Annotated in this window: 13 protein-coding genes and 1 other annotated feature (1 of these 14 cut by a window edge); of the genes, 12 read left to right on the forward strand and 1 reads right to left on the reverse strand. The window is 43.6% G+C overall.

The features are described 5' to 3' along the window. Window positions 1–173, forward strand: a binding site (T-box leader) (it extends 84 nt beyond the left edge of the window). Window positions 174–231: 58 nt separating this feature from the next. The 7 genes from trpE to trpA are packed head-to-tail and all read left to right on the forward strand — an operon-like array spanning window position 232 to window position 6,601. Further along, the gene (gene trpE / locus J7E38_RS02775) at window positions 232–1,626 is read left to right on the forward strand and encodes an anthranilate synthase component I (RefSeq protein ID WP_214707999.1); all 1,395 of its coding nucleotides are present in this window, start codon (window positions 232–234) and stop codon (window positions 1,624–1,626) included. Beyond that, window positions 1,610–2,212, forward strand: coding sequence for an anthranilate synthase component II (locus J7E38_RS02780; protein ID WP_214707997.1), 603 nt, complete (start codon window positions 1,610–1,612; stop codon window positions 2,210–2,212). Before trpE ends, J7E38_RS02780 begins: the two co-directional genes overlap by 17 nt. Then, window positions 2,196–3,221, forward strand: a complete 1,026-nt coding sequence (trpD, locus tag J7E38_RS02785) for an anthranilate phosphoribosyltransferase (RefSeq protein WP_214707995.1) — start codon at window positions 2,196–2,198, stop codon at window positions 3,219–3,221. The genes J7E38_RS02780 and trpD overlap by 17 nt, the downstream gene beginning before the upstream one ends. A 1-nt stretch (window position 3,222) precedes the next feature. After that, the gene (gene trpC, locus J7E38_RS02790) at window positions 3,223–4,017 is read left to right on the forward strand and encodes an indole-3-glycerol phosphate synthase TrpC (RefSeq protein ID WP_214707993.1); all 795 of its coding nucleotides are present in this window, start codon (window positions 3,223–3,225) and stop codon (window positions 4,015–4,017) included. Continuing rightward, window positions 4,007–4,645 (forward strand): phosphoribosylanthranilate isomerase, encoded by a 639-nt coding sequence (locus J7E38_RS02795; RefSeq protein WP_214707991.1) that lies wholly within the window; start codon window positions 4,007–4,009, stop codon window positions 4,643–4,645. Before trpC ends, J7E38_RS02795 begins: the two co-directional genes overlap by 11 nt. Continuing rightward, window positions 4,626–5,831, forward strand: coding sequence for a tryptophan synthase subunit beta (trpB, locus tag J7E38_RS02800; protein WP_214707990.1), 1,206 nt, complete (start codon window positions 4,626–4,628; stop codon window positions 5,829–5,831). The genes J7E38_RS02795 and trpB overlap by 20 nt, the downstream gene beginning before the upstream one ends. Further along, window positions 5,831–6,601 carry a tryptophan synthase subunit alpha gene (gene trpA / locus J7E38_RS02805; RefSeq protein ID WP_214707988.1) on the forward strand — a complete coding sequence of 257 codons (771 nt, stop codon included), beginning with the start codon at window positions 5,831–5,833 and terminating at the stop codon, window positions 6,599–6,601. Before trpB ends, trpA begins: the two co-directional genes overlap by 1 nt. Window positions 6,602–6,723: 122 nt before the next feature. On the opposite strand, the gene J7E38_RS02810 is transcribed toward trpA, so the two are convergent. After that, window positions 6,724–7,323, reverse strand: a complete 600-nt coding sequence (locus J7E38_RS02810; RefSeq protein WP_214707986.1) for an SAM-dependent methyltransferase — start codon at window positions 7,321–7,323, stop codon at window positions 6,724–6,726. A gap of 367 nt (window positions 7,324–7,690) precedes the next feature. Here J7E38_RS02810 and J7E38_RS02815 point away from each other — a divergent pair, with 367 nt between their 5' ends. From J7E38_RS02815 to odhB, 5 genes are all read left to right on the forward strand, one after another. Beyond that, the gene (locus J7E38_RS02815) at window positions 7,691–8,269 is read left to right on the forward strand and encodes a hypothetical protein (protein WP_214707984.1); all 579 of its coding nucleotides are present in this window, start codon (window positions 7,691–7,693) and stop codon (window positions 8,267–8,269) included. A 143-nt stretch (window positions 8,270–8,412) separates the two neighbouring features. Next, window positions 8,413–9,480 carry a tRNA 2-selenouridine(34) synthase MnmH gene (gene mnmH / locus J7E38_RS02820; protein WP_214707981.1) on the forward strand — a complete coding sequence of 356 codons (1,068 nt, stop codon included), beginning with the start codon at window positions 8,413–8,415 and terminating at the stop codon, window positions 9,478–9,480. Window positions 9,481–9,605: 125 nt separating this feature from the next. Beyond that, entirely contained in the window at window positions 9,606–9,842 is a 237-nt protein-coding gene (locus J7E38_RS02825; RefSeq protein WP_214707979.1) for a hypothetical protein, read from the forward strand. A 275-nt stretch (window positions 9,843–10,117) separates the two neighbouring features. Next, on the forward strand, window positions 10,118–12,973 hold the full coding sequence (locus tag J7E38_RS02830; RefSeq protein WP_214707977.1) for a 2-oxoglutarate dehydrogenase E1 component: 2,856 nt from the start codon (window positions 10,118–10,120) through the stop codon (window positions 12,971–12,973). Beyond that, entirely contained in the window at window positions 12,960–14,258 is a 1,299-nt protein-coding gene (gene odhB / locus J7E38_RS02835) for a 2-oxoglutarate dehydrogenase complex dihydrolipoyllysine-residue succinyltransferase (protein ID WP_214707976.1), read from the forward strand. Before J7E38_RS02830 ends, odhB begins: the two co-directional genes overlap by 14 nt. Window positions 14,259–14,387 lie beyond the last annotated feature (129 nt).

Raw genomic sequence — 14,387 nt, forward strand, 5'->3', positions numbered from 1 at the left:
TTGAATGGCCTTGTGAGAGGCAGCCTGAAATGACAGTAGGGCTGCCCGGACTCCTCCGTTAAAGGGATAGGGTATACCGAAATCGTTTTTTAGATTTCCTGTACCTGAAGAGAGGGAACTTTTTGAGTTCCAACCAGAGGTGGCACCGCGGTCCAGTCGTAATCGTCCTCTATACAGCACAATTTCTGTGCATGTATAGGGGACTTTTTTATTTTTCTAAGGAGGATTTATATGAATGTAGAGACAGCTGATGTTTTTATCGAGGAAATTGAGGGGGATACATTAACACCTATATCTGTGTATCAAATGATCTCCGGCAAGAAAAAATTCCTTCTCGAAAGTTCACACAAGCATAATGATTCAGGCCGTTTTTCCTTTATCGGCTGTGACCCCGTTTATGAATTCTTGAATGAAAAGGGCAGTGCCTATTTGGTAAAAGAAGGAGTTAGGCAGCAAGTCCAGGGCTCATTTTCCAAGTTGCTGAAAGAGCTCCTTCCTCAAGTGAAGCCTGGATTTGATATTCCTTTCATAGGAGGCGGGGTTGGATTTGTAAGCTATGATTACATTCGTGATTTTGAAGAAATTGGGGCGCTGAAAGAAGATCCTCTTAATATGCCTGAAGCGCATCTGATGTTCTTCAATGAAGTCATCGTGTTTGATCATCTTAAACAAAAAATTAACCTGATTGGCATTCCATTTCCGGGATACAGCAGTGAGGATCTTATAAAAAAAATTAAGAAACGTAAAGAGGAGCTTGATTCACCAGCTGCAAAACAGCCTGTCAACCCATTTTCACTATCAGAGTTTAAATCCGCGCAAGAAAGGGAGGAATTTGAAGAATCGGTCAGAAAAGCAAAGGGCTTGATTGAAGAAGGGGAAATCTTTCAGGTTGTGTTATCAAGGAGGCTTGCGGCAAATGCAAAAGGAGATCCATTTTCATTTTACCGAAAGCTTCGAATAGATAATCCCTCCCCATATATGTACTTCATTGACTTTGAGGGATATGTGGTTGCCGGTACTTCCCCTGAAAGCCTGGTAAAATACCGGGATGGAACGATGGTTACCAACCCTATTGCGGGAACAAGGCCTAGGGGAATATCCGCTGAAGAAGATATAAAGCTTGAATTGGAATTGAAAGAGGATGAAAAGGAATTGGCCGAACACAAAATGCTCGTCGATCTGTCAAGGAACGATTTAGGAAGGATATGTGAAGTCGGCAGTGTCAAGATTGATAAGTTCCTGGCTGTTGAGAGGTACCAGTTTGTCATGCATCTTGTATCAGAGGTGAGCGGGAAACTCTTGCAAGGTGCCCACCCAATCGACGGACTGGCGGCATGCCTCCCTGCTGGAACCGTGTCAGGGGCTCCGAAAATACGGGCAATGCAAATCATCAACGAGCTTGAGAATGAAAAAAGAGGCGTCTATTCAGGAGCGGTCGGTTACTTCTCTGCCTGTGGAAGTATGGACTTTGCACTCGCGATCAGAACATTGGTTGTCAAGGATGGCAAAGGATATCTTCAGGCAGGTGCCGGGATTGTATATGATTCCGACCCGGCGAAAGAGTTCGATGAAACGAACCATAAATTAAAAGCATTAATGGAGGCGGCCAATGATTCTTCTGATTGATAATTACGATTCATTTACCTATAACCTTTATCAGTACCTCAGTGAACTGGGGGCTGAGGTGAGAACTGTTCGGAACGATAAAATAACGGTTCAGGAAATTTCCCTAATGGAACCGGAAGCCATTGTCCTATCACCTGGCCCCGGCAGGCCGGAGCAAGCCGGAATCTGTGTTGAAGCGGTAAAACATTTTGCGCCAACGATTCCGATCCTGGGGATATGTCTTGGCCATCAGGCAATCGCATATTCATTTGGCAGTTCCATAATCAAGGCGAGAAAAATCAGGCATGGCAAGGAATCCACCCTCAACCACACCGGAACTTCGCTCATGATGGATTTGGAGGAGCACCCTGAAGTAATGAGATATCACTCTTTAGTGATCGATCGTCTGACCCTGGATCAGGATTTTGAGATCCTGGCCCTTGCAGCTGATGACGATGAAATAATGTCAATCAAACATAAGAATTATCCGTTATACGGACTTCAATTCCACCCGGAATCAATTGGAACGAAGAGCGGGAAGCAAATACTAGCGAATTTTCTTAGCGAAATCAGAAAGGGGCTTTTAACTTATGAAACATTATCTTGAAATGCTGGTCGAAGGAAAATCATTGATGGAACATGAAATGGAGGAAGCTGTCCGGGGAATTTTCACTCAGGACACGACTGACTCTGAGATTGCTTCATTTTTGACCGGCCTTAAATTAAAAGGCGAAACAGCAGAGGAGGTTTCCGGATTAGTTAAAGCAATCAGGACATATGCCCTCAATTTTACAAAGAAAATACCGAATGTTCTTGATAATTGCGGAACAGGAGGGGATGGGTCAAAAAGCTTCAACATCAGCACTACTTCGGCATTTGTCATTGCCGGAGCCGGAATAACGGTAGCAAAGCATGGGAACAGAAGCGTTTCGAGCAAGACCGGGAGCGCAGATGTATTGGAGGCTCTTGGTGTCAGTCTTGACTTCTCTCCAGAAGCAACAGAAGAAATCCTTGAACAGAATGGAATTGCTTTCCTTTTTGCACCCCATGTCCATCCAAAATTGAAACAAATCATGAAGGTAAGAAGGGACCTGAAAATCCCGACGATCTTTAATTTAATCGGACCTCTGACAAATCCAGTACAACTTGATTACCAGCTGCTTGGAATTTACCGCAGGGATATGCTAGATAAGTTTGCCCATGTGCTTTCGAACCTGAACAGGAAGCGGGCGATTGTCATTAACGGAGCTGGAGGAATGGATGAAGCATCTCTTGCTGGTGAAAACGCAATGGTCATCGTTTCAGAAGGAGAAATCAATCGCTTAAAACTGCAGCCTGAAGAGGTGAACTTGCCAGTTTACGACAACAGCAGAATCAGAGGTGGGGATGCACGCGATAATGCAGACATCTTGCTCCAGGTTCTTCAGGGAAAAAAAGGGGCACATCGGGATACCGTCCTTTTGAACGCAGGCCTTGGAATTTATACTGCAGGGAAGGCAAAAACGATTCTGGATGGAGTGAACCTGGCAGCGGAAAGCATCGATTCAGGCAGGGCAATGGCTAAACTGGAGAATTTGATCAGCATCAGCAATCGAAACAAAAAGGCGGTAGGTTGAAATGGGAACAATACTTGATTCAATCATTGAACGAAAAAGAGTGGAAGTAGAAGAGTTGAAGAAGGTGGAAGTTGATCTAACTGAATCATTAATAAAGCCGCGATCTTTAATTAAAGCGTTAAAAGTAGCAAATAATGTCGCGATTATCTCTGAATTTAAGAGAGCATCACCTTCAAAAGGAGACATCAATCTTTCTTTGGATCCTGCCCGGCAAGCGAAGCTTTATGCCCAGGCAGGTGCATCAGCTATATCGGTGTTAACGGATGAGAAAGGTTTCAAGGGGTCTTTTAGCGACTTGAAAAAAGTAAGAGAAGCAGTGGACCTGCCCATTCTTTGCAAAGATTTTATCGTGGATAAAATTCAAATAGATCTGGCCCGTTCCGCAGGAGCAGATGTCATTTTGCTGATAGCATCGGCATTATTTCAGGAACAGCTGGCAGCGCTTTATGAATATGCCTCTGAAAAAGGATTGGAGTGCCTGGTTGAAATCCATGACGAAAAAGACCTGGAAAAGGCACTCCTTACAGGGGCTCAAATAATCGGGATCAACAATCGGGATTTAAAATCATTTCAGGTCAATCTTGAAAATACCGAGAAGCTAGGACCGCTTGTGAAAAAAGCAGGAGCATTTCTGATCAGTGAAAGCGGCATGAAAACAAGGGGCGACATCGTACGTGCTGCAGCTGCTGGTGCAAGCGGAGTACTCGTTGGGGAGACATTCATGACTTCAGCCGATCTTAAAGAAACTTTCAATAAATTCACTGTTCCAGTCTTGAGGAATCATCATGAAGGTTAAGATCTGCGGGATACGAACAGTTGAAACAGCGCTCCACGCGGTTCAATGCGGGACTGACGCTCTTGGTTTTGTTTTCGCAAGGAGCAAAAGGCAAATTATGGCTCAAGAGGCAAAAAACATCATTGAAACTATTCCAGAACATATCTGGAAGGTAGGGGTATTTGTCAACGAAGATTCAGCAGAAATAAAGCGAATCGCTGAGTCTGTAGGACTCACACACATACAGCTTCACGGAGATGAAGTTCCAGCTGACTATCAATCAATTGGACTGCCAATCATTAAGGCAGTTTCCGTTCATTCACCCAAAGACCTTGAGAAAATTGATGCAATCGAAGCGGACTACATCCTCCTCGATAGTCCCCCAACAGAATATCGGGGAGGAAATGGCTCAAGTTTTGAGTGGAATCTGGTTAAAGCAATCGGCAAGTCAAAGAAGAATATCATGTTAGCCGGTGGATTGGACCCTGAGAATATCAGCAAGGCAATTGCCAAGGTCAACCCTTGTATGGTTGATGTCAGCAGCGGTGTCGAAACAAACGGAGAAAAGGATTTAACAAAGATAAAAGATTTTATAACTAACGCAAAAAATCCAGGGGAGGAAGAAGACTATGACAACAAAAACTTATAATTTGCCGGATGAAAAGGGGCATTTTGGGAATTTTGGCGGAAGGTTCGTTCCGGAAACACTCATGGAGGCAGTACTGGAACTGGAGAAAGAATACAATCGTGCATTGGAGGATAAGGATTTCCACGCAGAACTGCAGAAGTTAATGAAGGATTACGTAGGGAGGGAAACTCCACTATACCTTGCAGGAAATCTCACTGAGCATGCCGGCGGGGCGAATATCTATCTCAAGCGTGAGGACCTGAACCATACAGGAGCCCACAAAATCAACAATACAGTCGGGCAAGCTTTGCTTGCGGTCAGGATGGGCAAGCGTAAGATCGTCGCCGAAACCGGAGCAGGACAGCACGGAGTAGCCACAGCAACAGTCTGTGCCTTGCTGAATCTGGAATGTGTCATCTTCATGGGCAAAGAGGATATCAGACGCCAGCAATTAAATGTCTTCAGAATGGAACTGCTTGGGGCAAAAGTGGTCAGTGTCGATGCCGGAAGCGGAACATTGAAGGATGCTGTCAATGAAGCACTAAGATACTGGGTGACAAACGTCAGGGATACACATTATATTCTGGGGTCCGTAATGGGGCCTCACCCGTTTCCAAAAATGGTCCGCGATTTTCAAAGTGTCATCGGCAGGGAAACGAAGCAGCAGTTTTTTGAAAAAGAAGGAAAGTTGCCTGATGCTCTCGTCGCTTGTATTGGCGGAGGCAGCAACTCAATTGGACTGTTTTATCCGTTCATAGAAGACGAAAGCGTATCGATCTATGGGGTTGAAGCGGCAGGAATGGGATTGGAAACTGATAAACATGCAGCATCACTGTCGAAAGGGAAGCCAGGAGTCCTGCATGGTGCGATGATGTACCTTCTTCAGGATGAGGACGGACAAATCCAGGAGGCTCATTCGATTTCTGCTGGCCTGGATTATCCTGGAATTGGGCCGGAGCATAGTCATCTTCATGATATCAACAGAGTCAATTACGAATCGGTTACTGACGAAGAAGCGCTGGATGCTTTCCAACTGCTATCGAAGCTTGAAGGCATTATCCCGGCTCTCGAAAGCGCGCACGCGATCGCGTATGCAGTCAAGCTCGCTGCACGAATGAGCAAAGATGAGAACATCGTTGTCTGCTTATCTGGCCGTGGTGATAAGGATGTACAGACGATTAAAGATCAAATGGGAGGAATGGAATAATGGACAGGATCGAAAAAGCCCTGACTGAAAAAGGAAAAAAGGTTTTCATACCTTATATAATGGCAGGAGATGGCGGATTGGAAGCGCTCAAGGAGAGATTGCTCTTCCTTCAGGACTCCGGAGCAGACGCAATCGAGATCGGCATTCCATTTTCCGATCCCGTTGCTGATGGTCCAACCATCCAAAAAGCTGGCATCCGGGCACTTGCTCAGGGAATCACTGTTAAAAAAGTACTGAAAGATATTGCATCATACAAGACGGAGGTAAAGATCCCGTTAATATTAATGACCTATGCAAACCCAGTTGTAGCTTACGGGATTGAAGCTTTCGCGGTTGATGCTGCCAATGCCGGGATTTCTGGCTGCATCATCCCGGACCTCCCGCTTGAGGAAGAAGATTTGGTCCTGGCCCCTTTTGAAAAGAATGGTATAACGCTGATCAGGCTGGTCACATTAACGACGCCAAAGGAAAGGATACGAAAGATTGCTGGAAGTGCGGCAGGGTTCATCTATGCAGTAACAGTTACAGGAATTACAGGTTCACGAAATAAGTTCAGTGAAGACCTTGCTGAATTCTTGACCTTCGTTAAAAGTGAGAGCACCGTACCTGTTTTGGCGGGATTCGGTGTCTCAACTGAAGAACAAGTCGAGGATGTTTGCAGGCACTGTGATGGAGTCATTGTGGGAAGCAGGATTATTGACTTATTTGAACAGAATCATTTGGAAGGAATTAGGGAACTTATTCTGTCTGCTGAAAAAATTAGTGTTTGATTTGAATAGAATGCATGAACGCATCCCAAAAACGACATTAGCAAGAATAAAAGAATGATTTGTAGAAAACAAATCTGCCAATAACCGACAGTAAAAAACCGCTGCGTTTATTATAGCAGCGGTTACTTCTTTTCTGCCATGACGCATGCCGTCAGCACAGGCTTCACTTTTAGGAATGAAATTTCCGGGTTTACGAAACCGGCTCGAAGCAGATCTTCTTTCATTTGTTCCCCTAGCTGTCTTGCTGTCTCGTCGGTGGATCCTTCTTCACGAGGCTGGACAGTGAGGACAATCCTTCCTCTGCTATCGAGTAATTTATATAATCTTCTCAATGAAATCATCGGTTTTTCCCAGAGGGGATAGTTATTGACAGAGATAATTTTACTGTAACAATGATCCGGTTGGTAATCAGCTATATCTCCGGTTGTCAGGTGTACTTTACCCGTTTCAATCCATGTTTTATTTCGCCTTGTGGCTTCATCCCTCATCTTAGCCGATAAGTCAATTCCATCTACTAAAATCGATTTGTAGGTTGACATCAAGGTCTTGATTCCGTAACCGGGCCCGTAGCCAATCTCGAGGATACGGTCATTTTTTTCGACATGAAGCTTCTTGATACTCCACTTATTAATTTTTCTATTTTCAAAATACATTATCGTCCCTGCAAGTTTTCCAAGGAATCCTTTAGGCTTCTCAAATTGCTTTGCAATCGAATCAATCATTTCTATGTCACCCCTGAAATACTTCTTCCTCTCTTTAATACCAGTTTTCGTATCCTTTTAAACTCAACAGCCTATATATGTGTATTATGCTTAGATGAATTCATATCAGTAAGTTCAATAATTTTCATTTTATTCTGAAAATTATTTCTCGGGAAACCGCAGGAATAGACAATAAACAACAATGTAAAGTCGAGCGCGAAAAAAATTTGCCTGTTTTTGTCATGGTTACCCTTCGTTATTTTTTGCAAAAACGTGCGATTTGTTACAGTACATTTTCGTTAATATTTTATATACTTTATTTAAAGTGTTGCAGACATAGGGAGATAATAGACGAAATATTTAGTTTTTAAAAAGGAAGTTGACCGATATGAAAATGTACGAGGCGATTCTCACAATACTCCAAGAAAAAGGGAACGCAACGATCCCATTCATCTGTGAGGAAATGAATGATCATGCACCAGACCTTGCCCGTCGCAGAAATCCAATTTTTGAACCTTCATATATTAAAACATTGATCAGCCGGAATACTGAATTGTTCGTACTAAACGATGAAACTGTATCCATCAGGCCAGACAAAGAACCATTGCTGCTAAACGTTGTACTGCATGGATACCCTGGTCCGGAGCTGAGAGTAAGAATAGATTTTAAAAGAAATACATTCACGTATTTTGAATGGCATCTTGATTCAAGAGCGCCAGGGCCCCTAAAGAAGGGAAAATATGGAAGTGTGGAAGAATTCAAAAAACAGCTGTACACCTTTAAGTTGTGGAATTGGCAGGATGATTACCACACAGAGGGAATCATCGTTGATGGTACCAGTTGGTCGGTTACACTTAAAACCAAAGGAAAGACATATGAAAGTAAAGGCCTTGAAGCTTTCCCAAAGGAATGGGTGGAATTCTGCAAGGCCATCAGCAAGCTCGTTGGAATTGAGTTTTCGTGCTGACCGCAGGCGCACTGCGGTTTTTTTCTTGCCTAAAATATGATACGATGGAGTTTATTAAAAAGATTTAAGAGTGAAACTGGAACTTTATTTTTAAATAAATAGAAGAAGTTTTACTTTATGGACCATGGAGGTCATCTGGAAAAATGAAAGACATATCTGTACAAGAATTAATCAGTTCAAGTAAATATATCCCTGTTGATGTTAGAGCACCTATTGAGCATAAGGATTCAGCGATTCCCGGTTCGGTGAATGTACCGTTGTTTACTGATGACGAAAGACAGGAAATTGGTACATTATACAAAAAGTCAGGAGAGGAAGCAGCTAAATGGCGGGCGATGGAAATTGTATCCCCGAAGCTGCCAGGTCTTCTTGGTGAAATAAAAGAACTGAAAAAGACCGGTGCTGAGCCTGTCATTCATTGCTGGAGAGGCGGGATGAGAAGCCGTTCCGTTGCTTCATTCCTGGAATATGCAGGCATACCTTCCTATCGGCTTGAGGGCGGTTATCGCGCCTATCGGGAATATATTTTAGAAAGAATTCCTGAATTATTGCCTCAGAAGGCTGTTGTTTTGCACGGAATGACAGGGACAGGAAAGACGGATCTTCTAAAAGCTTTGCAGGAAAAAGGCTATCCTGTAGTCGATCTTGAACAAATGGCCAACCATAGAGGATCGATTTTTGGAATGATTGGGATGGGTGATGCTCACAATCAAAAAACCTTCGATGCACTGTTATTTGATCGACTGAATGAAATAATAGGATCGAATTATTTCATTATTGAGGCAGAAAGCAAGCGAATCGGACGGGCTGCCCAACCTGATGAAATGATTGCGAAGAAGTCTGACGGAATTCATTTCCTTGTCAAAAGTTCAATTCCCAAGAGGGTCGAGCGAATATATGATGAGTATGTACATCCTTTTAAAGAAGAGGCGTGGTTTGAAGAAGAAGTACAAGAAAAAGTCACCAAGCTTCTAAGAAGGATTTCGCAGGATGCCGCAACATCACTCCAAGTTGCCTTGAAAGAAAAGAATTATCAGGAACTGATTGAAATCTTGTTAATTCATTATTATGACCCTCGTTATGGGCATGCACTTCAGGAGTATTCTGGTCCCTTTCATGAAATTGATGCTGATGACCCTGATGTATTGGCCCAACTCGAGACAAAAATCAAACATGCCCTCTCTGATTCTAATAGGGGTTTAAAAATTTAATGGAATGGTAATTAAGGAAGGAAAGCATTTATTTTGCTTTCCTTTTCTTTATGAGTTTTATCACTGAATATTTAGATAATTCAATATATAATATAGTAAGGGACTATTTCATAGGAGGATGGAAGATGAGCGAATCAAAAAATTGTCATCATCGATTTTCACTGCATGAAGAAAGCGTTGGATTCACCAATAATGATGGAGTCGACATATTCAACGCAGGATCAAGGTTCCAAAAAAGCATCACCTGCGGTCATATTGAGCTGCCTGTTGAACATAATGACATGATCGAGGTAAATCAAATCGAAAAAAGAAATAACCTTTTTGCCCCCAAAAACATGTATGTTACCATGATGAATCTTTAACATTATCAATGCCTATATATATCTTCGAAACTACTACCGGTACCCACCGGTTTTTTTTATGGGGTTCATTTTTTTGAAATAATAAAATCTGTGAAATAATTTAACACTATCGTGATAGTCAAAACCTTTGGTTAAAAGAAAATATCATGGTAAAATATCAATGTAACCGTTTGATATCTGAATTATAATATTATTCTTTGATTTTACCGTTAAAAAAGAATACGACAGGGTAACAAATAATTAGCATACTTTACGAAAAGCAAGGGGGTTATACGATGAAAAAGCCTGTTACGGAACGTACAGAATGGCCGGGATTTTATGGGGCTAATCAGGGATATGTGGAAGAATTATATGAACTGTTCCTTCAGGATCCAAATGCGGTAGATCCTGAGATGAAGGCCTATTTTGAACAGAACTCTGGTAAGCGGAAAACAACAAATCAAGTTGTAGATTTTCCGATGTCAACGGAAGCACATACGTCTGGTAATCCAGCTAAAATCGCCGCCGTCCTGAGATATGCAGACTATATTCGTTCGAACGGCCATTTATCTGCCAATATTTATCCTTTACAAACAGGAAGCTCGGACAAAGTGCTGGAGGGTCTGGAAAAGTGGGGACTGACGGAAGAAGACTTAAATATGGTCCCTGTTGAACTCGTTTGTCCAAGCGCTCCTGCTGCTGTCAAAACTGGAAAAGAAGCCTTTGAATATCTGAAAAAAGTATATTCCAATACGATAGCGTATGAATTTGAGCATGTAAATCAATTGGACGAAAAAGAGTGGCTAAGGAACAAAGTAGAATCAGGTGCGCTGATTCCGCAGGTGGAAGATGAAAGGAAGATTGGCTTATTTGAGCGCCTGGCAGAGGTCGAAAACTTCGAGAAATACCTGCACAGGACGTTTGTGGGGCAAAAGCGATTCTCAATTGAAGGTCTTGATGCAATGGTGCCACTTTTGGATGAGGTTATAGCCGGAGCTGTCAATAACGGAGTGGAGACGATAAATATCGGAATGGCTCACCGGGGAAGGCTTAATGTTCTTGCCCATGTTTTAGGTAAGCCGTATGAAATGATTTTCGCTGAATTCCAGCATGCTCCAAACAAGGAATTGGTGCCTTCTGAAGGCTCCATTGGAATCAATTTTGGCTGGACTGGTGATGTAAAGTATCACCTTGGAATAGACCGTAAAATTAAATCAGGTACTACCGCAAATGCAAGGTTGACACTGGCCAATAATCCAAGTCACCTTGAATTTGCCGGCGCGGTTGTTGAAGGCTTTACACGTGCTGCGCAGGATGATCGGGATCAGCCAGGATATGCAAAATACGATCCAGTTAAGGCGATGGCGATCCTGATTCATGGTGACGCCGCTTTTCCAGGACAGGGAATTGTTGCGGAAACCTTGAATTTAAGCCGCTTGCAGGGATTCAAGACTGGCGGTACTGTTCATGTCATAGCGAACAATACGATTGGTTTCACAACGGAATCAATGGATTCAAGATCAACAAGGTATGCGAGTGACCTTGCAAAGGGATATGAAATACCAATCATCCATGTGAACGCCGATGACCCTGAAGCCTGTTTGATGGCAGCAAGACTTGCCTTCGAATACAGGAAGACATTCGGCAAGGATTTCTTGATTGACCTGATTGGATACCGCCGTTTCGGCCATAACGAAATGGATGAACCAATGACGACCAATCCGGAAATGTATAAGCTTGTGCACAATCACCCAACAGTCAAAGAACTTTATGGGAAAAAGCTAGTATCCCAGGGTGTGTTCACAGAAGAAAAACGGGCAGAAATCGAAGATAATATAAACTCAATCCTGAAAGCGGCCAATGAAAAAGTTCCCAAAGCAGAGAAAGAGGTTAAAAGAGAGCCCGATATTCCTGAAGTGGTTGAAATGGGGATTCCGCGGATCAATACAGGGGTGCCTGCTGATATTTTAAAGAAAATAAATAGTGACCTCCTTAAATGGCCTGAAGGCTTCAATGTCTTTAACAAATTGGCGAAAATCCTTCAAAGAAGGCTGGACGCCTTCTCTGAAAACGGAAAAATCGATTGGGGCCTTGCCGAAACTCTGGCCTTTGCATCCATTTTACAGGAAGGGACACCAGTCAGATTGACAGGTCAGGATTCAGAGCGCGGAACGTTTGCCCAAAGAAATCTTGTGCTTCATGACAGTACTACTGGGGAACAATTTTCGCCGCTTCATACTCTGCCAGATGCCAAAGCTTCTTTCTCCATCCATAACAGCCCTTTATCTGAAGCGGCAGTTGTCGGATTTGAATATGGCTATAATGTCTTTGCTCCCGAAACACTGGTTCTCTGGGAAGCTCAGTATGGAGATTTTGCGAACGCCGCTCAGGTCCTGTTTGATCAGTTCGTGGCAGCAGGAAGGGCAAAGTGGGGCCAGAAATCAGGTCTTGTGATGCTTTTGCCCCATGGTTATGAAGGACAGGGACCAGAACATTCAAGCGGCAGGGTTGAGAGATTTCTAACTTTGGCTGCAGAAAATAACTGGACTGTCGCCAATCTTTCCTCTGCGGCCCAATACTTCCATATCCTCAGGAGGCAGGCAAAGATTTTAAGACAAGAATCGGTCCGCCCTCTCGTGTTGATGACACCTAAGAGTCTGCTAAGGAACCCGCTGGTAGCGGCAGACCCAACACAACTGACAGAAGGAAGCTTTGAACCAATTTTCGAACAGCCTGGTCTTGGGACAAATCCTGAAAAAGTGGAAAGGGTCGTGTTATGTTCTGGCAAAGTGAGCATCGACCTTGCAGAACAACTAAGTGGTGAGGACATTGACTGGCTGCATGTACTAAGAATTGAAGAAATCTATCCATTCCCGCTGGATGAGCTAAAAGAAATACTCGACCGTTATCCAAACCTGAAAGAGGTCGTGTGGGTCCAGGAAGAACCGAAAAATATGGGAGCCTGGACATTCGTTGAACCGCGGATCAATGAAGCGGCACCTAATGATATCAAAGTAGCCTATATCGGACGCAGAAGAAGATCAAGTCCGGCAGAAGGAGATCCGAATACTCATAAGTTGGAACAGGCGAGGATCATTCGGGATGCACTGACTAAGACAAATAGAGGAGGAAACGATGATGGCAGAAATTAAAGTTCCTGAATTGGCCGAATCAATTACCGAAGGAACGATTGCCCAGTGGCTGAAACAAAAGGGTGACCAAGTACAAAAAGGTGAATATATCGTTGAACTGGAAACAGATAAAGTCAATGTTGAAATCATTTCCGATTATGATGGCGTTTTGACAGAGCTGCTTGCGGAAGAAGGCGATACTGTCAAGGTTGGGGAAGCTATTGCGGTTGTTGGTGAACAAGCTGGTGGAGATAGCGGAGAACAGGTCAAAACTGCTGAACAGGGCAAGGAAAAAGAATCACCTGATGAACCCGTAGAAAATCAACAAGGAAACAATACATCAACCGATAACCCACCTGTCAGTGAAGAACACGGAGCAGATGAAGACAGTCAGGGCAGGGTCATCGCTTCACCTGCAGCACGAAAGCTGGCCAGGGAAAAGGGAATCAACCTGAACCAGGTATCTTCTCAGGATCCACTTGGAAGAGTCAGGAAGCAGGATGTTGAATCGTATACCCCTAATCAACAAAAACCTGAAGACAACAAGCCTGCAAATAGCAGGCCCGAAAAAGCGGCTTCTACAGCTGCTGCCAATGAAGACGATAGTCGCTTTGAGCGTATCAAGATGTCAAGAAGACGGCAGACCATCGCAAACAGGCTGGTAGAAGTACAACAGACAGCAGCCATGCTTACAACCTTTAATGAAGTCGATATGACAGCCGTCATGGAATTAAGAAAGAAGTGGAAGGACCGCTTCTTTGAAGAAAATGATGTGCGCCTTGGCTTCATGTCTTTCTTTACAAAAGCAGTTGTCGCAGCATTGAAAAAGACACCATATTTGAATGCAGAAATCCAGGGTGATGAGTTTGTCCTGAAGAAATTTTATGACATCGGCGTCGCCGTGGCTGCGGATGAAGGACTGGTTGTCCCAGTAATCAGGGATGCCGACAGAAAGAACTTCGCCGAGATCGAACGGGACATTAATGATCTCGCCGAAAAAGCGAGATCCAATAAGCTATCCTTGAAGGACCTTCAAGGCGGAAGCTTCACGATCACAAATGGAGGCGTGTTCGGATCATTGCTATCAACGCCAATCCTTAACGGCCCACAGGTAGGCATCCTGGGCATGCACACCATCCAGCTCCGTCCCGTAGCGATCGATAAGGAACGCATGGAAAACAGACCAATGATGTACATTGCCTTATCCTACGACCACAGAATCGTTGATGGAAAAGAAGCAGTTACCTTCTTGAAACACATAAAGCAGCTTATGGAAGACCCAGAATCACTGCTGCTGCAGGGATAAGTTTTGGTAAAGCACTGCCGGGTTGGCAGTGCTTTTCATCTTATTTGAGTATTCGGTGGTGGCTTATAAGCTGATTTTGGTGCGGAATGCAATAATGTTTGTCAAGAAACTGATGTTATTTTGACAGGT

Source organism: Bacillus sp. ISL-35 (genome assembly GCF_018613355.1).
GTDB lineage: Bacteria > Bacillota > Bacilli > Bacillales > Cytobacillaceae > Mesobacillus.

Excerpts from the sequence above, each read along its gene's own strand:
- trpB (WP_214707990.1), top strand. The coding sequence starts at position 4,626 with ATGACAACAAAAACTTATAATTTGCCGGATGAAAAGGGGCATTTTGGG.
- odhB (WP_214707976.1), top strand. The coding sequence starts at position 12,960 with ATGGCAGAAATTAAAGTTCCTGAATTGGCCGAATCAATTACCGAAGGA.
- J7E38_RS02815 (WP_214707984.1), top strand. The coding sequence starts at position 7,691 with ATGAAAATGTACGAGGCGATTCTCACAATACTCCAAGAAAAAGGGAAC.
- trpA (WP_214707988.1), top strand. The coding sequence starts at position 5,831 with ATGGACAGGATCGAAAAAGCCCTGACTGAAAAAGGAAAAAAGGTTTTC.
- trpC (WP_214707993.1), top strand. The coding sequence starts at position 3,223 with ATGGGAACAATACTTGATTCAATCATTGAACGAAAAAGAGTGGAAGTA.
- mnmH (WP_214707981.1), top strand. The coding sequence starts at position 8,413 with ATGAAAGACATATCTGTACAAGAATTAATCAGTTCAAGTAAATATATC.
- trpE (WP_214707999.1), top strand. The coding sequence starts at position 232 with ATGAATGTAGAGACAGCTGATGTTTTTATCGAGGAAATTGAGGGGGAT.
- J7E38_RS02795 (WP_214707991.1), top strand. The coding sequence starts at position 4,007 with ATGAAGGTTAAGATCTGCGGGATACGAACAGTTGAAACAGCGCTCCAC.
- J7E38_RS02780 (WP_214707997.1), top strand. The coding sequence starts at position 1,610 with ATGATTCTTCTGATTGATAATTACGATTCATTTACCTATAACCTTTAT.
- J7E38_RS02830 (WP_214707977.1), top strand. The coding sequence starts at position 10,118 with ATGAAAAAGCCTGTTACGGAACGTACAGAATGGCCGGGATTTTATGGG.
- J7E38_RS02825 (WP_214707979.1), top strand. The coding sequence starts at position 9,606 with ATGAGCGAATCAAAAAATTGTCATCATCGATTTTCACTGCATGAAGAA.
- trpD (WP_214707995.1), top strand. The coding sequence starts at position 2,196 with ATGAAACATTATCTTGAAATGCTGGTCGAAGGAAAATCATTGATGGAA.
- J7E38_RS02810 (WP_214707986.1), bottom strand. The coding sequence starts at position 7,323 with ATGATTGATTCGATTGCAAAGCAATTTGAGAAGCCTAAAGGATTCCTT.